Here is a 24,118-nt window from a genome sequence, read left to right on the forward strand (position 1 = left end):
ACATATCATGGACTTTTCCCGTGAGATCAGTTATCGGATGGAGGATACCATCGCCTGGCTAAAGAGCACCAACTAGTGGACCACTTTTGAAATAAAAATCTGGACCATTTTTCACTTGACGAAAGCATAACCTAAGCCCATATTCAATAGAATCGCTGCAATCCGATGTTTTTCGATGTATCGGACTGCAAATTTCTGATAATCATGTGGTATGAACTTCATAAGGCATCACCTCCAATTTCTCTAATTATTCCTTCTATCTGTTCCTCATCATCCAACACAAACACTCGAAAGCCGATCCGCTGTAACATACCATGCCTTGCCAGCTGCAGTGGTCTCGGTTTTTCTCCCGGCGCTTTCACTTCTACAAATGCAAACTTTCCAAAGGGAAGGAGCACCAAGCGGTCTGGCATACCATCAAATCCGGGAGATGTGAATTTTGGACAGATACCACCGTGCTTTTTGACTGCCATTACAAGTTTTTGTTCAATCGCTTTTTCTTTCATTTGCTCTCCTGAGAAATGACAATGTGACAAATATGACAGCGTATCCTATATAATCCTTACGTGCGTACAGACATACACCTATATCCATATAACATAATATTTAATCTATATATAATAGTTGTCATAATTGTCATGAGAAGTCAAAAAGTCCTTTGTTAAAGCCAATTTATGACAATGACAGCTTTTCATACATTCTCTGCTGACCATACAATGAAATCTTTTTTCGTTTGCTGCTTTTTTCCCACCCATCGATTTTTATCATAATTGCAGCTATCGCATAGGAATCCGCAGATTTAATGGCAGACAAATTGTTGCCGAAACATTCACACCATATTTCCGCATTGCAGACCTGCTTTCTTTCCACCGTGCCTATCTTAGATCCGCCGAAATCATCGCCACTTAAAAAGTTCTTTCGCTCAAAGAGGCTCATGGACTCCCAGTTTTCCGGGAGCAGGGTGTTTAAGTAATCCTCCACTAAACCCTGTCTTTCATCAGTTTCCATTGCCTGCTTCTGCTGTTCTTCAGCAATTATTAAATCTTTGCCTTCCAGGTATAAATTCTCACCCTGATTGTATAAATAAAGCGTTTCTGCCCATATTTGCGATACCTCATTCTCCGTCAGCTGCCATGATTTTTTAGCGGATTCACTGTGTACATTCACAGGCCAAAAACGTCTATTCCCTGTAATATCGCGCAGGAAACCATTTTCTGCATTGGTAGAGCCCACTACAATACACTGCCTTGGATGACTTTCGACAACTCTCCCATAAGACGGACGGTAAATATCATCTGTACGACTTAGGAATGATTTTATGATTTCAATATCTACCTTTTTCATCCCCGCCATTTCGCCCAATTCCAAAATCAAAAATCCCTGCAGCTTTTCCGCTCCCGATTTATCCTTCATATCGGTAAGAGTCAAGCTGTCAGAAAACCAGCTGCCTGCCAATTTTGAAAAGAAGGTTGATTTGCCGATTCCCTGTGTCCCCACTAAAATAAGGGCACTGTCAAATTTAACACCGGGATGGTATGTTCTTGCCACTGCCGCAATTAGAGTTTTTCTCATAGTTGCTTTCGTATAGGTGTTGTCCTCTGCACCGAAATAATCAATGAGAAGGCTTTCGATTCTCTGAACTTTGTCCCATTCAGGCAGACTGTCAAAATAATCTCGGGCAGGATGAAAGTGGCGATCCTCAACCGCCTTCGTAAAAGCCACATCATGGTTTCGGCTGGAAAAAGATTGATATTTGATGTCGATAAGCGCTTTCATTTGAGCTGTATCCGCATCTCGCCAGAACCGGTTGTCCACAGGGCGTTCCCACGGAACACTGCCTGTAATTTCAATTCTGCCCGCCATCTCATTAAATGCGATATTAGCAAAATCGGTATCATTATTTAGGATCAGCATCAAATTCCACACACTGTTTTCAAGGCACTTACTCCTTGGCATATATCTGAGCTTCGATCGCCAATCACCATCATCCGAAAAATCATCATCAATCTGTGACTGTCTTTCCTCCAACACACGCAGTTTTACCTTTTCCTGCTTCATTGCGAACTCACACATGCTTTTAAACGATTTGTTATCATCATCGTTACCAAATTTGTGAATACGGACAATATCAAATGCATTACAAAGTTTGAGATATGCTGGGTCTTTGGCATGGTGGCTGTAAACAAATTTACCGTTTTCCTTTATCTCAACACCTGCCATACTACTTGATGCAATAAGGTGGAAACGACTGTCGCTGTCGGTTGGTTCATATACATCAGAGAGAAATGTATCAATGGCAAGTGTAACCGGGAAGAATACTCTGTTGAATAAACCAACCACACCTTCTTTTTCAAGCGGATCCTGCACCTTTTGGAAATTTGCAGTATTTGCCTTACTCTCCCTTGAAGATGTAGGCAGTCTAGTGGGATCAGTCCATTCCGGGTGTGCCAATAAAATATCATCGGGATTAATCCAGTCACCATCTATCTCTTTATACAGAAAAGTTCCATTTGCCGGAGTGCTAGGCCAGTACATCAGCTGATTCGGCTGATAGGAGCATTCGTCAAAATAATCCATCCCCAGCATCTGTGCCAGATATCTTGCTACCGCAACATACTCTTCCTGATTGACATCCCTTGTAAGTGGAAATACTAAACGAACTCTCGGATTTTCATCCGTATGGCTGTGGGTTGTATATAAAACAGAGGTATAGGCGGTATTCTTCTCATAGTCCAATAAAAACGCTTCATCTATTCTGTCACCATCCAGTGCTACCATAGAACGGGACTCCACCGAATCAATTCTTCGTCTGCCGCCCTTTAGTACACCTGCTACAAACCCGCCGTGGTCTTTCGCATCATCTCTTTTTGCTTTGGAGAACTTTGCATATTCCTCTGCTGACTCTGATGTTCTGATTGTAACTTTCAGCCGCTCCTTCAGTTCATCGAAGCGAATGTTCTTATTGCTCCATTGTTTTGCCGCGCGGCTGTTTCCATAAGCAATATTCAAATCACGCATGATCAATAACCTCCTGCAAATCGCTGCAAAAATATCGCAGTTTGATATTTTTTCTCCTGGCTCTCTTTATTTCAGCAACCATCCCTGCTGATATGATTTCTCCAAACACCCACACCTCACTGCAGTAGCTCATTAAAACATTTCCAAAATGAACCCCCAGTTCTCGCTCCATCAAAGCATTATCATTAAGAAACTTCGGAAACAGCAAATGCGGAGTAATTGGGATACATCCCTGCTCAACAACAAACCGGCTGTACTTTCGTGCATTTTCATCGTTCCCGGCAACATCCCCTGAAAAAGGGGAGCATACATATACCATTGGTCTGTACGCTCTTATTGCTTTTGTTTCCTTTTCAAGATTGGATGTAAAACAGCAAGTGATTGGATCAGGATAGCCTTCGCAGTTATACTTGCTCACAGCCACTGTCCTTACCTCCCATCAATTTTTTGCTGCAGCTGCCACATAGTACCGATGTACCAAAAAGGTCAATCTCTCCATCATCAAACACATCCGCCAAGTCGACCTGAACCTCCGAGCCACAGTGCGGACAGCGACAGAAAACATTCTCATCGTCAATTTCGATGGAAACTTCCATTGCATCATTTAACTGTTCTTTTACATAAAACATTTTATTTGTCCTCCTCCAATTTGGTTTTGTACCATTCCAGACGGCGTTTGCGATCTTCATAATTCGGAAAAGCAACGAGCAATCCCACGTCGACCTTCTGCAAAGTTTCCAGCATATCAATCTGTTCTTTGGATAGGTATGGTCTGATGCTAATTCCTTTTTCAATGTTATTTGCAAGTCTGAACTGCTTTGCAGTCATTCCAATTACAATACGATTTAACATATCGCATTCATTGCTGAAGTGATACGGCTTTGGATTGTCATGGAGCAGCTTGATATTTCCAGTCAAAAGTGGGAACTCTTTTCTAGCTGAAACCATATTCTTAATAAAGTCATCCATCTCATTAAATCTGCGAATATACAATTCCTTAAATTTCATAGCTTTTTTGCCAGTGTATCCCATTGCCAGCATTGTAAATCCGTCACGAGTCAAGCAGTAGCATGGTTGTTTTTTATTCTGGAAATTCGTGTATGAGGACGGCGCAAAATTGCGCTGTCGAAAATCCGCACTCAATCCAGATTCAGAGTCAACGATCTTTCGAATATCACGCAGTACCTCTTTATGATTTTTCTCAAAAAAGTCTGCCACATACAAGCTGTCAACCCTCGCAACGTCATGGGTGTCTGCAAAAATTCCGAATTCGTCTTTGGGTATCAATTCTTTCATTGAAATACCTCCGTTCCTAAAAGTAGGGCTTTGCCCTCTAATAGTCAAAGGACAAAACCCTATGTTTTAAGAACCATATTTCTAATCTTTTTGTAAAAATATCCTTCTGTATCCTGAAATCCAATTTTGGCCATGTGCTTTATCAGCAGATGAGCATATTTCTTTTACAGCCTTTTTGTACCATCTTCACGGATCACATTTTTGTGATTCGTTACCTCCCGATTTTTTCAAAGTGAAATAATCCCCCTACCTCATAGCCTTGGGAGGTGCCAAAAGTTGAGGATTTTTTAAAATTAATCTTTTTGATAAAATTGACAGGTATAGCCATCGGCTCGCAGTAACAGGCCTTTTGCCCAGGTTGGTGTTCTTGCCATTTGCTCACAAACAACAGAAAGTGACATGCGCATATCCGCCTCAATTATCACTTCATCATGGACATGGGCCACGATCATACAATTCTTTAAAGTCTCCATGGCAAAACACAAAATATCTCGGCTGATTGCCTGAACGATATTCTCGACAAATTTCGGTCCGTAACTCTCAATACGTTCCCATTTCTTTGTACCGCCCACCCCTTCATAGGTCACCGACTCACCACCAAAACGGTTCTCCCCAATTCGGGGTTTGACATAAGCCAGTTTTCTGCCAGAAGGAAGGGTGATAAATAAAAAACCGCTCTGATAAGAAAAATAAATACCATGAGTTTTTGTTGACGTTTTTTGTTTGATACATTCTTTTACGGCACGATCCACCGCCCACCAGAAACGAACGATGTTTGGATTAGCCTGACGCCAGGCATCAACCAGCGGCTTTAGCTCATCTTCCTGCATCCCGGATTCTAGAGCACCCATTGCTTTTAATGCACCGACTGATCCGCCATAACCACAGCTAAGTTCGCATTGCTTCCCTTTCTGTCTGAGATCTCTATTTTCGCCATGTTTGACCACGTTGCAGTGAAACATCTTTGATGCGGTCGCACAGTAGATGTCCCCGTTATCTGCAAAAACATCCATCCGCCAGCTTTCACCCGCAAGCCACGAAAGCACTCTTGCCTCAATCGCTGAAAAATCGGCAACAATAAACTTCATGCCATCACGTGGGACAAAAGCAGTACGAATCAGCTGCGACAGGGTGTCCGGGATATCATCATATAAAAGTTCCATTGCAGCATAATTGCCAGACTCCACAAGACCCCGCGCCAGCTCCAAATCTGGCATATGGTTCTGCCTAAGGTTTTGTAATTGGATGAGCCTTCCAGAATACCGACCCGTTCTATTACCGCCATAAAATTGAAACATTCCTCTCGCTCTGCCGTCCGCACAGACAGCGTTATTCATAGCTTGATATTTTTTTACGGAGGATTTAGCAAGCTGCTGCCGAAGGTTTAAAACTTCTGCCAGCTCCTTTGGAGCAGTTTTAACCGCCTGTGCTACTTCTTTTTTGCCAATGCTGTCCATTTCCAGTCCGTTATCTGCAAGCCAAAGTTTCATCTGCATTACAGAGTTTGGGTTCTCAAGACTGGTCAACTCCTGCATTTTATGCAACAGTTCTGACTTAGATTTTGCATCAAAATCAAGGGCGTTCTCAACCACTGCCATATCAAGGGCAATCCCACGGTCATTGATTTCCTGGTCAAGGTGGTATTCCTCCCAAACAAAATCCGGCACCGGATATTGTTTCAGCTTTTCCTGAATGGATATCTCCACTTCAACATCACGTTTGTTATAGAATTTAAACAGATTCCATTTTTCTTCATTATGCACCGGTAAATTACGCGTTCTTCCTCCGTTAACTTTGGTCGGCTTGCAGGGAACACAAAAATAGCGAATGAGTTCTTTGCCTTCCTTCAGTTTCTGTTCCGCCAAACCAAGGACTGCACCAACACCTGCAAGAGACAACGGCAGTCCCATGTATGCAGACCATATCATGGAGCATTTCCAGGCCGATGGGTCAAGATAGTCTCCGACTGTGTCTTCTTCAATGCTGTAGCTGCTAAAATATTCTGAATAATTCCGACGAAGCCATACTGATAAACAGATCCTCTCGAATGCACAGTTAAAACTCCATTTAATGACAGAATCATCAGTTAATGCTTCTATAATTTCCTGTGGAATTTTCTCCCCAAAGGAAAGGTCAATCACATGTATCTCACCACCATCGACAGCATATCCAAACAGGAGTATTTCGAAATTGGGAGATTGGGCATATTTATATAAGCCGCATTTTTGCAAATCCACATCAGAAAAAGTTTCTAGATCTAAATTTATGCACTTAATCTTTTTTTTCATTTAGTCACATCCTTTCAATCAGCAAAGCGGCGAAGGATTACCTACGCCGCCCACCGATTCTGATCACGCTTCTTATTCCGCAGAGTCTTCCTTTTTCTTTTTAAACTTTTTAACTGCACTGCAGATAAGATATATCACATCTGCGAGAAGGTAACCCATCACTGATCCGAAGCAGAATGCAAGCATTAAACTCTGAACTGTTGTCATATTCTATTGCCCTCCTTATGCGAGAAAATCATCATCGATATCTGTTGCAAAATCGTCCTCAGCACGGCTTTTTCCACCAAGAGGATCTCCATCTTTAATTTTCTGAAGATTGTTTAATCCACAGGCGATACCCTTATTGCCATTGGAATTAAAGGCATAGAAATTGATCGACGCACGGCCATATACCCCACTGTATACTTCACTGCGGTCAAGGATAGGTTGACGGTCGGCATCGACAACACCGGGAGCGGCCACACTGTTTGCATTGACAAAAAAGCAATTTTCATAGGCTTCATCGTCTGGACGTTCCAAATCGCCATCCCTCATTGGTGTTTTAAGAACTGAAAGTGCAGGCACGGTCTTTCCGCTACCCTTCAACTTGGATTCGCCCTCCTCATATGCCGCCTGAATGGCTGCTTTAATCTTGTTCACGGTTACGGTATCGTCCTTCGATATAATAAGGCTGACGCTATATTTCGGGGTTCCTCCCGCGATACTTTTTGCATCCCAAATGTTAGCATATGACCATCTCGTGTTTACTCCAGTGATTACCTTGGTTGGGTTCGTATAATTCATTGACATATTAATTGTCCTCCTTAAAATCATTTGCTGCTGTATTCATAGCCGGACGTTTGTCCGAAATTGGTACTAAAGTTGCCTTGCCCTGCGGTTTCTGTGTTAACCCGTAGAGCAGTTCTTCGAATTTTTTCTTGCCGAGCAGTTTAGTCATTTCAGTAATTCCGAAAACTTTGTGTTCATACGGATCATAACCTGCTTCCCTGACCGTATCTGCCACGGCATCCTCATTTACATATTTCCGATTGGAGCGGCCTTCGACGATCTTCCAATCTTTCCATTCTTTGCCGTTGACTGCCTGCTGTAAAGCATATTCTTTAATATCGCCTGCCCAGGATACCAGCACGTCAACTTTTGATAAAATGGCCTCAATCTCGTCATCTTCAAGGGTGGAAGGCATTTCAAAATCATAACGCGCTAGTTCAAGGATATATTCGGCTCGTTTACGGCAGGTCGCTTTAATCTTACAGAATTGACAATGGTTACCAGCTTTGTATTCGCCTTCGCCCTTGGCCGCAAGCTGTGCTGTAGGTGCAAGCACTTCATCAGCCCATTTCAGAAGTTCTTCTTTTGAAAGTGTATAGATGCTAACACTTTCACGTCTTGGCTGAAAGATGGTCATAGAAATAGAATTAATATCGTAAATACCATCAAACAGCTGTAAGGCTCCCAACGCATAACACATCATTTGCGGATTTTTCTCTGCATCTACTAAAATGCCGACACCATATTTAAAGTCAATGACTGTGAGCATTTCATCCGCAACAATCACGCAGTCCCCAGTCCCAAATCCCTCCGAAACCCATTTGGAAAAATCAAGACGCTGTTCAATCAGAACAATCGGGTCATTACATTTTTCCTTTGCCGCAGCAAGCTGCTCCAGCACATACTGAGTATACATATCCGAGCAGTCAGCCATTTCCTCATCGAAATACTGTAACTCTGCTGTTGGGTCGTCTGACTTCTGACCCAGTGCGATTTTTAGCTTATATTCACAAAGGACGTGGGCATCAGTACCCTGTAGTGCAAACTCACTTGCAGTATCGCCAATCTTGGAGCAAAGCAGTGCTGATGGAGGACACAGTAACCACCTGTGACTGGAGGATGCTGATAATACTGCGTGCTTATTCGGCATTGCCAAGTACCTCCACTTCCGCAAGTAGTGCCTTATATTCTGCCGGGTCTACCGATGACAGTTTCTCTGCTCCATGTTTGGTGAGAATTTCCTTTACCTCTTCTGTAAATCCATTTCGGGATTTATCAGCACATATTGCTCTAACATCTTCAAGGGTCAGAGCCTTTTCTTCTTGCGGCTTAGTCTCCTTAGCAATTTTCTTTTTTGCAGGCTGTTTTTCTACATCTGAACCACTAAACATTTCTGCCAGTTCCTGTGAGATATCTACCAAAGTTTCGCCGCATTTTCTAAGTTCAAGGGTGAGCATGGATAATTCGCTTACTTTGCCCATTTTGATTGCCTCCTTCCCCGGTTTTTTCGTCGCCGCTGACTTTAGAAATCCTGTCAGCGATTCGTCTTGACACGACACTAATTGCAATCAGTACGTCAGATAACTCACGGTCGAGTTCCTGACTGATATTTGCTTTTGTGCCTGATCTGCATCGGTTGCCCATAGTTGACACCGTCCTTTCCGAGTTGCTATCTTGCCCCTCTGAGAGTAAAAGGACATCTGCAGATGTTTTAAGAACCAAAATTTTTTAAAAAAACTAAAAAAACCTGCGCCATCACATTTTGCGGTGGCGCAGGCGGTTCTTACTTCTTATTTATAATCGTTTAGCCTAGTTTTAAGTTTTAGCAGCGCCTTGTGTTTGCGCTTATTAACGCCTTTTTGGCTCATACCGATAGCTTTTCCAATTTCTGCTTCACTGTGGTCATGGCTGTACATTTCCATAATGGTTCGGTCAATTTCTTCTAACTCATCAAGCGCCTTATGCAGTTCATCAATCATGACCCGTTTTAAAATATCCGCTTCAAGGTCAGAGTTATCGGCTGTTTCGTACTCGGTTTCCTCATACATTTTATCTAGCGAAACCATCGGCTCCTGACGCTGTTCACGCTTGTCCTCACGCCACAGTGGACGCATATACTCGTAATACTGTTCCTTCGTTACGGAAACCATAATAACTCTCTTGAGTTTGTTCCCGATTTTAGTCCAGACCACATCCGCCGAGTTAAGACCGAAATCTTTAATTGTTTCTGATGTCACTTCCATCGGGATATAATACTGTTTGCTGCCGTCGTTTGTCTGTAGATTTTCAATTTTTTCCATTGTGGAGACCCTCCTTCGGTCTGAAAACCGAAGTGAGAATCCACGCAGGACTTCCCATAATAATTGGCCATAAAAAATGAATCCTCACTTCTTGAATGGCCAACCGCTCCCAGTGGGTTGACTGTATTTACTTGTTTCCGTTTCGCCGCTCTGGGCACCGCTGATCAGGCAGTGAACATTGAAACGGGTCTAAATCATGGGTATATGAATGTTTGCAAGTCCGGTATCAAAGGTCTTATCACCTTTCATGATTTTATTTTACGTTTTTTTTCGATTAAATTTTATGCCCTGACTCTGCCTGTTTCATGCCTCGTTTTATGCCCGAATGTTGCCTGCTTTCAAATATATTCTTTTTTATATATAAATTAAGCTTTTAATCATTAAATGTTTTCTTGCACAGAGATCAACTTGCTACTTGTGTATTTTTATGCTATGCTGAAATCTATTCATTTAAATCGTTATCAGAATATGGAATTTTGTTGCAAAAAATTATGTAAACTATTAGTAGCAAATGGGATGATGAAAAAAGAATTTAAGTTCAAAGCCAATATCACATTCACCTCTATGACGAAAATGGGAAACAATCAATCTGCGGGCAAGGAAATTCTCGAAAGAATCTGTGTTCCACTTCAATGCAAGATTAGAAATAAAGTAGATGTTTTTTTAGAAAAATCAAAGGAGGCATCGGTTTGATACGCTTTACTTCTGGCTCTGTATTCAAAGCCATTTCATTATGTAAAACAGGACGAAGGTACTCCGATGATTTAATTGCGAGTACACTTTTTCCTGAAACATATACAACTAACTATATTGCTCATGTAAAAAACTGCACAAAAAATCTGCCTGATGAAATTTCTCAATTTATGAAAGAGAATCAACAGACAGATATTGCTGAAATTTTGTACAATAATGTAAATGAAGTGTTCAGTAAGATGATAAGCACCGAAAAGCAACCGTATCTAATTGCTGCATTACAGCAAATCTTAGAGGACGACAGCAATTTATCCGATACTGTTCAAATAGGTTTTGACAGCAAATATACGAAAAAACGTATGATATCAGCAACTTCTATTTCTCCCGTGGAGTTCATTGCTAATGTTTTGTTCTGTGTTTGCAGTCAGCAAAATAACCCCGAAGGGAAAGATGGAATTGCAGCTATAGATGTGACTTATATAGATAATGTAAAAGACCGTGCAAGTAAAATAACTTTTTTGGCGTGGGTGGCTCCTCTGTTGAAAGAAGCCGAGCATATTTCATCTCCTACTATTTCCGGAGATGATTATCAAATTATATATGAAAAACCGGAAGGTGAACAAACCGTAGTTATTTATGAAAGATTTACACACTCATGGAGAATAAAGAACACAGGATTGGTGGAATGGTCAAATCGTTTTATCATACTGACAAACAGTGATTCTACACGAATAAAACAATTGGAACAGCCTATACTTATATCAGACTTAAAACCGGGTGAAAATACTACAATTATCGCAAGATTTGATGCACGATACTTTGAAGGAAAACACAAACTTGAATTGGACATTCAAACTGAAGACGGCATAAGCTGTTTTCCTAACAAAACGGATGACCTTTCATTTGAAGTGACAGTAAAAAATAATTTATAAAACTCCCTTGTATGGCCCAGTTATGAAATATATTGTATGAAACATTTGCATCGGTGTCAGAAATATTCATCATTTAATATGAATTGCCTGAACTAGAACTTTTAATTGTAGCTGTATTACATGAATATGTTGTGAAAAAAATCAACAGGAGGTAACTATGAAAAATGATATAACCGGAACAATAAAAAAGAAATCCTTGGATGGTGTTTTTAACGAACTCAACCATTCAGAAGTTCTTGGAATAAGTAATAATGAGCAGTTATGCTTATTTCATCTTAAGGTGCGGGGCAAAAAGTTTTATACAGATGATCTTCAGACTGCTCTTTATCGGAATATTGGAAAGTATGTATTTTCTCGCGCTGCCTTAGAAGACTTTCATATTAATGGAGATGAAGACACTATTATCTCACAGGCTTTAAAAGTAATGAATGAAAATGGTGCCGCTGATACCAAAGGAACAGGAAACGAACTTGGAGAAATGCTAGTTTATACTCTTCTCGAGGAAAAACTTGATGCTCCTAAAATATTAAGCCGTGTAGAAATCGCGACTGATGCTGTTACATATGCAAGTGAATGTGAAAGCATACACTTACTTACGCTTGGCGATTCCAATAGTGGTTTAACATACGAAATGGTATTTGGTGCTTCAGATACTGTGGGTGACATAAAAGATGCCATTGACCATGCTTTTGAAGCAATAGATCGCATTGAGCAACGCAGTTCTAAAGAAATCAAAATGGTGGAAAAAACCGCTCTCAACCGCTTTTACAATCCTCATGAAATTGATTTTATAAAACAGCTTATTATTCCACAACCAAGAAATAGCGGAATTTATGAAATTGCATATGGTGTTTTCCTTGGTTACACTCTTGGCATAGACCCAACAGGTTACACAAATGATCAATATGCAGAAATGATGGAAAAAAGGCTTGCACTTGACATTACACATCACACAGATTACATTGCTCAAAAAATAAAAGATTATAACCTTGATGGGCATTCTTTTTATTTTTACATTCTTCCCTTCGATAACGCTGAAGACAATAAAAAAGAGATTATGACAAATGTTATGAAGGGAGATGTTACTTTATGAATAATAATTTAATAAATCTTGGCGAATCGATTTTTAATGAAATAGATAATAATGACTTTTTAAATAGTAATTATGATAATTTGCTTTACAACTATGCTCTCATAAAATTTCACTTAATTGACAAGCGTCAAAATAGAGAGGTTGATACGGATGCAGTCCTACGTTTTGCTGATTTGCTTTCTAAATCGACACATTCTACAAAAAAAGATCAGCATAAAATGTGGGCACAGGAAATCATATCATTGCTACTTGAATTAGAACCAGACAACAATAATATAAAATATTATGCGGGTTCTATTTTATCCAATGTTGGAAATTTTCGTGGAAGGGACTTAGTTGATTCTCAATATAAAGAAATAACCCTGCAAGAAAAAGCTTTTGCTGCATTTTGCAAAAATTATCTAACAATTCCATCAGATAAGACAAAGACTTTTTTTCTCCAACAGAAAAACATCTACGATAGAATGGGTGGAGATTTTCTGAGTTACTCTGCTCCAACTTCAATGGGAAAATCATTTATAATGCATATGTTCATTCAAGAACAAATTTTGAACGGCAAAAAGTTAAACTTTGCACGAATTGTCCCTTCAAAGGCTCTTATTAACGAGGTGCGCAGTGATACAATCAACGATTTAAAAAACATTCTAGAGGAGAAGAACTACCGCGTTGTTACTGCAGCCAGTGACATTTCTCTCGAAGAAGAACACAATTTTATTTTGATAATGACTCCTGAAAGACTGTTATATCTGCTCATAAACAATCCAGATTTTGAAATTGACTATATATTTGTTGATGAGGCTCATAAGATTTCCGGAAGAAACAGTCGTGGTCCATTTTACTATAAAGTGATAGATATGCTTGCCAGAAAAAATCCAATGCCACACTTTATTTTCGCATCACCTAATATACCCAACCCCGAAGTTTATCTTAAATTGGTAACTGAAGCTGAACGAGGAACAGAGAATGCTGTAACCTCATCCTTTGCGCCTGTTACACAATTCAAGTTTTTAATAAACTGCGAAGAACAATCCATAAGCATTTATAATGACCATACTAAAAATCCGGTCTTCGTGTGTAAAATCAATCAATCAGGAACAACTGTGATGGATTATATTCTTTTGATGGAGCAGTACGATACCCAGCATAAGCAAAAAACACTTGCATATTTCAACAGCAAAAGTGCCGCTATTGCAAAAGCACTAGAATTCTCACAATATCGACAAAAGCAAGATATACCCGAATTAAAAAAACTTGCAGCTGACATAAAGCGGGAGGTTCATGGTGATTATTTCCTTACAGAAATTATTGAGAAAGGTGTAGCTTATCACATTGGATATCTTCCATCTTCAATCAGACAAAGAATAGAACAACTTTTTAAAGAAGGAAAAATTACAGCTATGTTTTGCACTAGCACATTGATTGAAGGTGTTAATCTTCCCGCAGATAATCTTTTTATTGCAAATAATTATAACGGCAGACCTAAAATGAGTGGTGTCGAATTTAAGAACCTTATAGGTCGTGTTGGCAGGATAAAATTTAATCTGTATGGAAATGTATTCTTTGTAACTGATGGCAAACGCACTACAGAAAAAGATTATCTGGGGTTGCTACAGGAACCGGTAAAAGAACAAAAGCTTTCTGTTGTTCAGGACCTAAAACCAAAATTAAAGAAACATATCATTGAAACACTTCTTGCAGGCGACTCGGTTATTGATAAGTATAATGATCACCAGCCCGAAGAAGAATATGTCATGATGCGGAAATTCGGTATGATTTTGCTTCAAGATATCATGGATGAAAGGGACAGCTTAGTCAGTAGGGAATTTTCAAAATACCTTCCAGATGGTGGCGTTGAGCAAATACGAGCGTCATTTAGCAACAGTAGAAAATACATAGATAATGATATAAATATTTCTGTTGACCAAACCAGGAGACTAGCAAATGCCATTAGAAATGGAAGCAGCTTTCCAGAAATTACTGATGGTAAATTCAATCATAGTGTCGTCTTAGGTTTTCTCCAAGAGTTATGTTCTATTTTTGATTGGGATAGATATGAGTTTTCTACCCTCGGAAAAAGAGACAATGACGGAAATTACCGCAAGCTTTCATGGTATGCTGTCATCTTAGCACAATGGATGGAGGGACACGGTCTAAATTATATTATGCGTCAGGCTATCCGATTCAGGCAGAATAATACCTACCCATTCTATTTGAATAGCTATACAGTTGTAAATTATGATGATTCTCCGGAGCATAGAAATGTTGTGTTTTCTGACACATTGGAGGTCATAGAAAACATCATTCTTTTCAGCATATCAAATTATTTATTGCGATATGCCAATATGTACAAAAGTATTCATGGTGAAACCTCCCTAGACAAAAACAACTGGTATGAATACGTGGAGTATGGAACAACTAATGAAATGACAATTTTTTTACAGAGAAATGGTTTCTCAAGAGAATCTGCCACATACATTAAAGAGTATTTAGATGACTACGTTATTTTAACTGAAAATCAGGAGTATAAACTCCAAAGGAATCTTCTCGAATGTGAAAATGCAAATGTAAGAGAAGAAGCGAATTCTATAATATATAATATCCCGCAGCTTTTCTATAGCGAAACTATTTAATCTTACAATTTAGTCCGAACATGACATTAAGACTGCTCGGACTTTTACGTCAATACCTCTGTAATAATAGCTTGAATAGTTTCCACCACACCACGATCAGTCGCAGCCCGACGTGCAGTTCCTTGCAACAGGTATCGGAGAAGGTAGTCGTATAACATTTGCATTCTTGAACTTTTTTCTTTTATAGCATTTGCTGAATTGCCAACAAAATTATTATAAGAAGTAGAATACCCAACCAGAAAATGCACACCCCTGTCAAAAAATGCACCCTTTTGCACACCCCTACTCTTGTAAAAACTTTTCTACACTTTAGCAATCATTCCCAATTTCCGACTAACAACCTTTTTAATTCCGTCAAATTTACATCAGCTATCAAACCGCTATATAAAGCCATTTCTTTCAAAAAATACAAAAGCCACCTCATCACAAGGTGGCCTTAATTGTATTAATTTTTACGTGCGAATTTGGTGGAGGTGAGGGGAGTCGAACCCCTGTCCGAAAGTCCATTCACAGGAGCTTCTCCGAGTGCAGTCATTGTTTATTTTCTTATTCCCCTCTTTCTCCAATGACATAGAAAAAGTGGAACCAGCCTCTTGATCGTTAATGGTGCGAGACACTACCAAAAACGGTTCCCTGCTTCAATGAACGCCGAAACCCAAAACCACAGGTTGAGTTGGGAGGCGTGCAGCATTAATTATGCTGCGAAGTCTTAGTATTAAACTTTAGAGCGAATTACGCTGCTAAAGCTAACCCGTAACTTTTTTCTGTTTTTGCGTTTATATTTATGCGCCATTTTTAACGATGATTGGCAACATCGACTCGCTACTCAAGCTTCAAAACCCCCGTCGAAACCAGTACACCCCCAAATAATAACTAGCCATTATGCCGCATGCTTTTTTGAATCCGCCGGTCGGAATCCCGCTCGGCAATGGCATGTCGCTTGTCATAAAGCTTCTTACCTTTAGCCAGGGCCAGTTCCATTTTAACCCGGCCATCCTTAAAGTACAGTCTCAGTGGTACCAGAGTATAGCCTTCCCGTTGCTTCAGCCCGATCAGTTTTCGGATCTGCTGTTTGTGAAGCAAGAGCTTTCGGATGCGCAGCGGGTCTTTATTGTAAATATTCCCCTGCTCATAGGGATCGATATGCATCTGATAAACGAAAACCTCGCCGTTGTGGATATCGGCAAAACTTTCCTTCAGGCTGACTTTTCCGGCCCGGATCGATTTCACTTCCGTCCCTGATAAAACCAGGCCCACCTCATAGGTATCTTCGATGGTAAAATCATGACGTGCTTTTCTATTTTTGGCCACAATTTTAATAGTCTCACCCATACGCAACTCCTCTGTTTCTTCTCTAGCATCACATTATAACACGGATTCCTTAATTAATCCATAGGTACAAAATCAATTTGTTTGGAACTCACGTCAGCTTTTGCCACTTTTATTTTGATTTCCTGGCCCAATCTAAATATCTTTCCCCGATGTTCCCCAATATGCTGATGCAGATCCGGGTCATAGTTATAATAATCATCCTTTAAATCTGCCAGCCGCACCAGACCTTCGATGGTATTTTCCAGTTCAACAAAAAAGCCAAAGGAGGTAACCCCACTAATCCGCCCGGTAAATTCATCACCAAGATGGCGGGTCATGTACTCGGTCATCTTGAGCTTGGTGATTTCCCGTTCGATGTTCTCCGCCCGGCGCTCTGTTTCAGATGCGTGGCTGGCCACCGCATCAATATTTTTCTCCAGATAATCCAATGATTTTTTATTGATTTTTCCAGTCATCGCCTTGGCCAGATAGCGGTGGACAAAAAGATCCGGGTAGCGACGGATCGGTGAAGTAAAGTGGGTGTAAAAGCTTGCCCCGAGGGCATAGTGACCCAGATTACGGCCTTCATAAACGGCCTGTTGCATGGTCCTTAGCATCAGCAGGGTAATCACCCGTTCTTCATTTTTACCTTCAATATCTACTACCAACTGCTGAAAGTCGTGACCGGAAGGTACCTGATCGTCGTTTTTCCCCAGCTTAAAGCCGTAGCGATTGATAAAGGTGCGAAAGGCGACCAGCTTTTCAGGGTGAGGTTCGGGATGGTTCCTAAAAATAAACGGTGCATCCAGTTTGGAGACGTGCTCGGCGATGGTTTCATTGCAGACCAGCATAAACTCTTCAATGATGCGGTGAGAAATCAACCGCTCATCAATGATCACTTCTTCAGGAAACCCATGATTATCCAGTAATATCTTGGCTTCAGGGAAATCAAAATTAATTGCCCCCCGGTTTAAGCGGCGCTTGACCCGCAGAATTTCATGCAGCTCCTCCATTAACACCAGTTCACTGCGAAAGGGTTTTAGCTCAGCGGCTTCATCGATCCGGTCGGCCAGCAGCGCATTAACCTTTTTATAGGTCATCCGTGCCTTGGAACAGATCACCGATTTAAAAATATCATAGCGCACTACCTGGCCATCTTTATTGATTTCCATTTCACAACTGAAAGTCAGTCGGTCCTTGTTGGGCACCAGACTGCAGACATCATTGGAAAGCTTAAACGGCAACATCGGCACTACCCGATCGACCACATAGACGCTGGTGCCCCGTTCCAGGGCGGACTCATCAATGGCACTGCCCGGCCGGACATAGTGGCTGACATCAGCAATGTGCACCCCCAGCAAAAAATTACCATCTTTTGTTTGGGTTAGCGAAACGGCATCATCAAAGTCCTTGGCATCATCTCCATCGATGGTAAAAATCTGCTGGTCCCGCAGATCCCGCCGTTTTTCCAGTTCACTCTCCGATATCCGGTCGCTTAACTGATTGGTTTCCCGCTCCACGTCATTGGAGAAATCCATCGGGATGTCATATTCTTTAATGACTGAGAGGATATCAATCCCCGGTTCGCTTTCATTACCAAGAATTTCCAGGATCTCGCCTTCGGGATTTTTACCAGTCTCCGACCAGGAGACGATCTGGGTGACCACCTTATCGCCGGTTACAGCTTTTCGACCCCGCCGTTCGGGAATAAAAATATCCTTACAAAGGCGATCATTATCCGGTACCACAAAACCAAAGCCCTTGCCTTTTTGATAACGGCCAATAATTTTCTGATGTCCTCGGGCAATGATTTCGACCACTTCTCCTTCTGGTCGTTTATCTCCCGGTTTAGACGTTAGGCGCACCCAGACAGTATCCATGTCCAGAGCGCCATGGAGGGCCTTCTCGGGAATAAAAACATCTTCCGAGAAAATCGAGTAATCCGGAATAACAAAACCAAAGCCCCGCTGGTTGCCCCGCAGCACCCCAACGATTTTAGGAGCACCATTGCCCTTTTTGTAAGTGCCGTTGCCGTCTTTCTCGACCTTACATTTGACTTCCAGTTCTTTTAACACATGGGACAGCATCTGGCGATCCTTCTTTTTAGACAAACCGATAAAATCCGATAATTGATCGAACGTCATATTTCGATATTTTTTATCATTCATCAAACGCTTGACAATGCGTTTTAATTCTTTGGTTTTCATCTTTACTCCGATCACTATAGTTTTTTTCGTAATTGGTCGATCACAATCATGACTTCCAGGGGGCTCATTTTTTCAATTTGCATTTCCCGAATGGTTTCGAGTGCTTCTGCTTCGGCATCGGTCATCGTCTGAGCAACATCAAAGAAATTCAACTGGTTGCCGCTGTCACCGTATAGAACCGTCGGTTCGGCCACCAGCAGCTCCTGGCGGTAGGTATCTTCGCCCGATTCCAGATGGCCAAGAATTTCCTGAGCCCGCCGGGTGACTCCGGCCGGAAAACCGGCCAGCTTGGCGACTTCAATGCCATAACTCTGATCAGCTGGACCGGGAATGATTTTTCTTAAAAAGATCACTCCATCGGGGGTATCCTTAAGCCGGATAGAAAAATTCTTAATCCCCGGTTTTAAGGTTTCCAGCTCAGTCAGTTCATGATAATGGGTGGCAAACAAGGTTTTGGCCCCGATGCTGTCCGGATTGTGGAGATATTCCACCACCGCCCAGGCAATGCTGATGCCGTCAAAAGTAGAGGTGCCCCGACCGATTTCATCAAGGATTACCAGACTGCGGGCGCTGGCATTTTTTAAGATATTGGCCACCTCGGTCATTTCCACCATAAAAGTACTCTGACCACTGGCCAGATCGTCACTGGCTCCGACCCGGGTAAAAATCCGGTCGACGACGCCGATGCTGGCCGCATCGGCAGGAACAAAGGAACCAATCTGAGCCATCAGGGTAATAATCGCCACCTGGCGGATAAAGGTCGATTTCCCGGCCATATTTGGTCCGGTAATAATCAGCATCCGCTGATCATCCTGATTGAGTAGACAATCGTTACCAATAAAATGGTTGGTTCCAATCATATCCTCCACCACCGGATGGCGACCGTTTTTGATCAGTATCGTACTGTCTTCCCGAATCTCCGGACAGACAAAACGGTTTTGAAGCGCCACTGCCGCCAACGCATAGATGGCATCGAGTTCCGCCACTTCCCGGGCTTTTTGCTGAATCCGGGGGATTTCTTTGAGCAGACCATCACGGATTTCCTGAAACACCTGGGTTTCGCAGCGGAGCAACCCTTCCTGGGCTCCGAGAATCCGACTTTCCATTTCTTTTAGCTCCGGCGTAAAATAGCGCTCGGCATTGGCCAAGGTCTGTTTACGAATATAGTCCTCCGGTACCTGGTCAAAATTACTTTTGGTCACCTCAATAAAATAGCCAAAGACCCGGTTATATTTCACCTTCAAATTTTTTATCCCGGTGCGCTCCCGCTCCTGGCATTCCAGATCGCAAATCCAGTCCTGACCCTTCTCAGCAGCTTCCCGAAACGCATCGATTTCTGGATGGAAGCCGGTTTTAATCACGTGTCCGTCTTTTAGAACCAGTGGGGCCTGATCATCGATCGCCTGCTCAATTTGTTCCCATATATCAGTAAGCAGCTCATCCGGATCAAACAGTGCAGTAAGTGGTTCTGCGTCCAGCTGCACCACAAAATCCCGGATTAATGGCAGCGCCCCCAGTGATTGTTTGAGGGCCAGCAGATCCCGGGGATTGACGGTGCCAAAAGCCAGCTTGCCACAGAGCCGTTCCAGATCATAAACCCTAGTCATAATCGTTTTAAACGATGGTAGATCGGCGGCATGATTAAAAAAAGCTGCCACCCCACCCTGACGCTTAAGAATCGCATCACGATTTAAAAGCGGCGCCTCGACCCAGCGGCGTAGGGTGCGTCCGCCCATGGCGGTAACAGTCTTATCCAGAACCCCAAGCAGACTGCCTTTTTTTTCCAAGGTTCTAAGGGTCTGGGTCAGCTCCAGATTGCGCCGGGTCGACAAATCCAGCACCATATAGTCCCTACTGTTATAATAGCGGATCGTTTTAATATGGGTCAGGGCCCGTTTCTGAGTTTCATCGAGATAAAGTAGCAGTGCCCCGGCGGCAGCAATGGCATGATCCCGGCGCTCCAGATCAAGCGCCCCCAGAGCAAAAACCTGAAACTGTTCAGTAATCCGCTGGCTGCCGTTTTTGACCGAGAAGTATTTTTCCGGATAAAGACTGGCCAGTATTCCAAAACGGTTTTCGATCAGGGTCAATGCCTGACCGTCTTTAAACAGTGCCCCATTAAGAATCACCTCAGCCGGTAATAACCGCCCGATTTCATCGGACAGCTGGGACAGCCACTGATCGCGACTTCTGGCTTCGATCTGGGTGACGTAAAAATCCCCGGTTGAAACATCCAGACTGGCTATCCCGAGGCTATTGTTTTCCAGAAATAGGGCCATCAGATAATTGTTTTTCTTGGATTCCAGCAATTTTCCTTCAGAGATGGTACCCGGCGAAATCACCCGAATAATTTCCCGACGGACAATCCCCTTGGCTTCTTTGGGGTCTTCAACCTGTTCGCAGATGGCTACCTTATAACCTTTTTCGACCAGCCGGGTAATATAGTTCTGGGCCGCATGATGGGGCACCCCACACATCGGCGCCCGTTCTTCCAGCCCGCAATCCCGGCCAGTCAGGGCAATTTCCAGCTCCCGGGAAGCAGTCAGGGCATCATCGAAAAACATCTCATAGAAGTCACCAAGCCGAAAGAAAAGCAGGGCCTCCGGTACCTCCTCATGAATTTGCAGGTATTGGGTCATCATTGGAGTGAGCTGCGCCATCGGTGTCCTCCTGTGGAATTTTTTCACCATCCAGACTAAAGGTTTTGGCCTGGGTAATCTTAACCATCAGCTGTTTGCCAATATCGCCGGGTTCACCGGGAAAATTGACCACCTTCCCGGTTCGGGTCCGGCCAGTCAGCCGTTCGGGGTTGTTGCGGCTGGTTTCTTCCACCAGCACTTCCACCACCTGATTTTGATAAGTCTGATTGATGTCGTGGCTGATCCGATGGAGCACTTCCAGGCAGCGGTTGATCCGTTCATGCTTAACCGAGTCGGGAATCTGATCGGCCATGGTTGCTGCCGGAGTGCCAGTGCGGATCGAATATAAAAAGGTAAAGGCTGAGTCAAAGTGACACAACTCAATCACTTTGAGGGTCTCTAAAAAATCTTCTTCCGTTTCCCCAGGAAAGCCGACAATCAGATCGGTGGTGATGGCCACCCCGGGAATTTTTTTGCGGATCGCGTCAACCCGATTGAGAATATCATCCTGGGTATATTTGCGGTTCATCGCTTTTAAGACCCGGCTGCTGCCGGATTGGATCGGCAGATGGATATAATTACAAACCTTGTCACACTCGGCGATGGCATCAATCACCGCATCGGTGAGATCTTTTGGGTGGGAGGTCATAAATCGGATCCGTTTGAGTTTTTCAATGGTATTAAGCTGTCGCAATAAATTGGCAAAATTTACCTCATCCCCCAGATCATTGCCGTAAGAATTGACGTTTTGGCCCAGCAGTGTCACCTCCACACAACCATCGGCCACCAAGGCGGCGACCTCGGAAAAAATACGCTCCGGCTGGCGGCTGACTTCCCGGCCCCGGGTATAGGGCACAATGCAGTAGGTGCAGAAATTGTTGCAGCCATTCATAATGGTCACAAAGCCCTTAAAGGGATATTTGCGGTCCACCGGCAGATCTTCAATGATCGTATCGGAATCTTCCCAGACCTCCACCAGCCGCTTGCCATTGACCATGTAGTTGTTAAGCATCTGCGGCAACTGATGAAAATTATGGGTCCCAAAAACCAGATCAACCTGGGGATATTTGGTGACAATCTGATTGACGATTTCGGGCTGCTGCATCATGCAGCCGCAGACCGCCAGAATTAAATCAGGATTATTTTTCTTAACCGTCTTATAGGCGCCAATATTGCCAAAGACCCGCTCGTCGGCGTTTTCCCGAACCGAGCAGGTGTTAAGAATGACCAGACCGGCCTTGTTGACATCCATTTCTTCGACGTAGCCCAGGGCTTTTAACATTCCCGAAATTTTTTCGGAGTCATTTTCATTCATCTGACATCCGAAGGTAAAAATACGAAAACTGCGGGACGCATTGTTTAAGATTCGTTGTGCAGGTTTTTTCTTGCTCATGCTATTTTGTTTCTCCTAAGATCTGAATAAATTAGGCAATTGCGAAACTGCCGTGAGCTTTGCGCCCAGTTTCGCACGAAACAATTTTTACACTGTACGGCGGACAGTTCTCTGAACTGTTCGCCTACACGTTACAAAATTGTTTGTGGAAACTGCACCCAAAGCAACCATTGTTCAGTGCTTTTTATTTCTCAATTACCTATCTGAATAAATTAATCGGGACTTGCTTGCCCGGCTACCGATTTAAACACAAAACTCGTCCTGATTGGGGACATAGTGATTATAATCAACCGTAATCACGGCGTGATAGGTCGGGTTTATTTTGTATATTTCATTGGCAATCATCATGCTCAGCTCCTCATCACTCCACGGTGCATCGTAGGGAACCACCACATCAAAAATCAGGTTGGAATGGTTATACCCCCACACCACTCGAAAATCGTGGATGTGAATCTCCGGTGAAAGTCCGGCAATGGTCTGTTCCACCTGTTCTTTCAGCGCCGTCGTTTTTTCATCGTTAGTTATAACCGGATCAAGATGAATAATCAGATGAATGTTCAGATCTTTAAGAAAATCCCGTTCAATCTGATCGATGACACTGTGGCTGATCAGGCAGTCGAGTTCCGCCGGTACCTCACAGTGCACTGAGGCATAGGTTTGGGTTTCCCCATAGCTATGAATCATCAGATCATGAAGACCAATGATGTGTTCGTAACTACGGATTTTTTCATAAATCTGATCGACCAGTTCATTCGACGGCGCTGTGCCCAGAAGCGGGCTGATGGTTTCACGAACCAGATTGATGCCACTGATGATAATGAAAATGGCCACCACCACCCCCATATAACCATCGAGGTCAAAGCCGGTCAAATAGGTAATGATGGTTGCCACCAATACGGCCGAGGTTGCCAGAATATCGTTGCGGCTGTCAATGGCAGTCGCCATCAGCGTCAGCGAGTTGATGGTTTTCCCGATTTTTCGATAAAACAGGCATTGCCACAGCTTAATCAAAATCGCAATGATCAAAACCACCACCGTAATCATGCTAAACTGGGGCAATTCCGGATGGAGAATTTTATCAAACGAACTCTCAATCAGCTGTAACCCTAAAAAAAGAATAATAAAGGAAACCACCAATCCGGAAATATATTCCATCCGCTGATGACCAAAGGGATGGTCGGCATCGGCCGGTTTGCCGGACAGTTTAAAACCCAGCAGGGTCACCAGTGATGAGCCGGAGTCGGACAGATTGTTGACCGCATCGGCGGTGATCGAAATGCTGTTAAAAACCAGTCCGATAGTTATTTTAATGAAAAATAGCAACAGATTTGAAGCAATCCCCATGATACTGGCCAATTTTCCGTAGTTTTCCCGCACCCGGGAATTTCCGGTATTCTCATAATTTTTGATCAGCTTTCTTACTAATATATTTGTCACAACGCTATTCCTTCCCAGATCATTCACTCCAGTTATCCCAAATTCAATTATCCGATACCACTAAATTCCTGGCCACGTTTTTAAAAAACTGGTAAATTTAGCCATTAACTTCA

Annotated in this window: 19 protein-coding genes and 1 other RNA gene; 3 read left to right on the forward strand and 17 right to left on the reverse strand. The window is 42.7% G+C overall.

Going from position 1 to position 24,118, the window contains the following annotated elements; all coding sequences use genetic code 11:
• Positions 1–218: 218 nt before the first annotated feature.
• The 10 genes from ACWI_RS13735 to ACWI_RS13780 form a co-directional block, all read right to left on the reverse strand.
• A complete protein-coding gene (locus tag ACWI_RS13735) occupies positions 219–506 on the reverse strand; it encodes a VRR-NUC domain-containing protein (protein ID WP_070372013.1) in 288 nt (95 codons plus the stop codon).
• A 166-nt stretch (positions 507–672) separates the two neighbouring features.
• Complete coding sequence (locus ACWI_RS13740) at positions 673–3,018, reverse strand: virulence-associated E family protein (protein WP_070372014.1); 2,346 nt, start codon at positions 3,016–3,018, stop codon at positions 673–675.
• Positions 3,011–3,442 carry a DUF7768 domain-containing protein gene (locus tag ACWI_RS13745; RefSeq protein ID WP_070372015.1) on the reverse strand — a complete coding sequence of 144 codons (432 nt, stop codon included), beginning with the start codon at positions 3,440–3,442 and terminating at the stop codon, positions 3,011–3,013. The genes ACWI_RS13740 and ACWI_RS13745 overlap by 8 nt, the downstream gene beginning before the upstream one ends.
• Positions 3,423–3,647 carry a hypothetical protein gene (locus tag ACWI_RS13750; protein ID WP_070372016.1) on the reverse strand — a complete coding sequence of 75 codons (225 nt, stop codon included), beginning with the start codon at positions 3,645–3,647 and terminating at the stop codon, positions 3,423–3,425. The genes ACWI_RS13745 and ACWI_RS13750 overlap by 20 nt, the downstream gene beginning before the upstream one ends.
• Before the next feature lies 1 nt (position 3,648).
• The gene (locus tag ACWI_RS13755; protein WP_070372017.1) at positions 3,649–4,314 is read right to left on the reverse strand and encodes a Rha family transcriptional regulator; all 666 of its coding nucleotides are present in this window, start codon (positions 4,312–4,314) and stop codon (positions 3,649–3,651) included.
• A gap of 293 nt (positions 4,315–4,607) precedes the next feature.
• Complete coding sequence (locus ACWI_RS13760; RefSeq protein WP_070372018.1) at positions 4,608–6,602, reverse strand: DNA polymerase; 1,995 nt, start codon at positions 6,600–6,602, stop codon at positions 4,608–4,610.
• Between the two features lie 222 nt (positions 6,603–6,824).
• Entirely contained in the window at positions 6,825–7,391 is a 567-nt protein-coding gene (locus ACWI_RS13765) for a DUF2815 family protein (RefSeq protein WP_139142378.1), read from the reverse strand.
• 1 nt (position 7,392) lies between these two features.
• On the reverse strand, positions 7,393–8,520 hold the full coding sequence (locus tag ACWI_RS13770; protein WP_070372020.1) for a DUF2800 domain-containing protein: 1,128 nt from the start codon (positions 8,518–8,520) through the stop codon (positions 7,393–7,395).
• A complete protein-coding gene (locus tag ACWI_RS13775) occupies positions 8,510–8,851 on the reverse strand; it encodes a DNA ligase (protein ID WP_070372021.1) in 342 nt (113 codons plus the stop codon). The genes ACWI_RS13770 and ACWI_RS13775 overlap by 11 nt, the downstream gene beginning before the upstream one ends.
• Positions 8,852–9,160: 309 nt before the next feature.
• Positions 9,161–9,670, reverse strand: coding sequence for an RNA polymerase sigma factor (locus ACWI_RS13780; RefSeq protein ID WP_070372022.1), 510 nt, complete (start codon positions 9,668–9,670; stop codon positions 9,161–9,163).
• Between the two features lie 689 nt (positions 9,671–10,359).
• Between ACWI_RS13780 and ACWI_RS13790 the strand changes: the two genes are divergently transcribed.
• The 3 genes from ACWI_RS13790 to ACWI_RS13800 all read left to right on the forward strand — a co-directional run bounded on the left by ACWI_RS13790 (position 10,360) and on the right by ACWI_RS13800 (position 15,018).
• Positions 10,360–11,295 carry a hypothetical protein gene (locus tag ACWI_RS13790; RefSeq protein WP_070372023.1) on the forward strand — a complete coding sequence of 312 codons (936 nt, stop codon included), beginning with the start codon at positions 10,360–10,362 and terminating at the stop codon, positions 11,293–11,295.
• A 157-nt stretch (positions 11,296–11,452) separates the two neighbouring features.
• Entirely contained in the window at positions 11,453–12,388 is a 936-nt protein-coding gene (locus ACWI_RS13795) for a HamA C-terminal domain-containing protein (protein WP_070372024.1), read from the forward strand.
• Positions 12,385–15,018: a DEAD/DEAH box helicase gene (locus tag ACWI_RS13800; protein WP_070372025.1), complete on the forward strand. Its 2,634-nt coding sequence runs from the start codon at positions 12,385–12,387 to the stop codon at positions 15,016–15,018. The genes ACWI_RS13795 and ACWI_RS13800 overlap by 4 nt, the downstream gene beginning before the upstream one ends.
• Positions 15,019–15,062: 44 nt before the next feature.
• Here ACWI_RS13800 and ACWI_RS13805 read toward each other — a convergent pair whose 3' ends face one another.
• The 7 genes from ACWI_RS13805 to ACWI_RS13835 all read right to left on the reverse strand — a co-directional run bounded on the left by ACWI_RS13805 (position 15,063) and on the right by ACWI_RS13835 (position 24,005).
• On the reverse strand, positions 15,063–15,296 hold the full coding sequence (locus ACWI_RS13805; RefSeq protein ID WP_070372026.1) for a hypothetical protein: 234 nt from the start codon (positions 15,294–15,296) through the stop codon (positions 15,063–15,065).
• A 187-nt stretch (positions 15,297–15,483) separates the two neighbouring features.
• Positions 15,484–15,882, reverse strand: a transfer-messenger RNA (tmRNA) gene (gene ssrA, locus ACWI_RS13810).
• A gap of 9 nt (positions 15,883–15,891) precedes the next feature.
• A complete protein-coding gene (gene smpB / locus ACWI_RS13815) occupies positions 15,892–16,350 on the reverse strand; it encodes an SsrA-binding protein SmpB (protein ID WP_070372027.1) in 459 nt (152 codons plus the stop codon).
• A gap of 53 nt (positions 16,351–16,403) precedes the next feature.
• Positions 16,404–18,536 carry a ribonuclease R gene (rnr, locus tag ACWI_RS13820; protein ID WP_070372028.1) on the reverse strand — a complete coding sequence of 711 codons (2,133 nt, stop codon included), beginning with the start codon at positions 18,534–18,536 and terminating at the stop codon, positions 16,404–16,406.
• A gap of 14 nt (positions 18,537–18,550) precedes the next feature.
• Positions 18,551–21,196: a DNA mismatch repair protein MutS gene (gene mutS, locus ACWI_RS13825; protein ID WP_070372029.1), complete on the reverse strand. Its 2,646-nt coding sequence runs from the start codon at positions 21,194–21,196 to the stop codon at positions 18,551–18,553.
• Positions 21,150–22,568, reverse strand: coding sequence for a tRNA (N6-isopentenyl adenosine(37)-C2)-methylthiotransferase MiaB (gene miaB, locus ACWI_RS13830; protein WP_070372030.1), 1,419 nt, complete (start codon positions 22,566–22,568; stop codon positions 21,150–21,152). Before miaB ends, mutS begins: the two co-directional genes overlap by 47 nt.
• Positions 22,569–22,811: 243 nt before the next feature.
• Positions 22,812–24,005 (reverse strand): cation diffusion facilitator family transporter, encoded by a 1,194-nt coding sequence (locus ACWI_RS13835; protein WP_070372031.1) that lies wholly within the window; start codon positions 24,003–24,005, stop codon positions 22,812–22,814.
• Between the last annotated feature and the right edge of the window lie 113 nt (positions 24,006–24,118).

Origin of the sequence: Acetobacterium wieringae (assembly GCF_001766835.1) — a bacterium.
Taxonomy (GTDB): domain Bacteria; phylum Bacillota; class Clostridia; order Eubacteriales; family Eubacteriaceae; genus Acetobacterium; species Acetobacterium wieringae.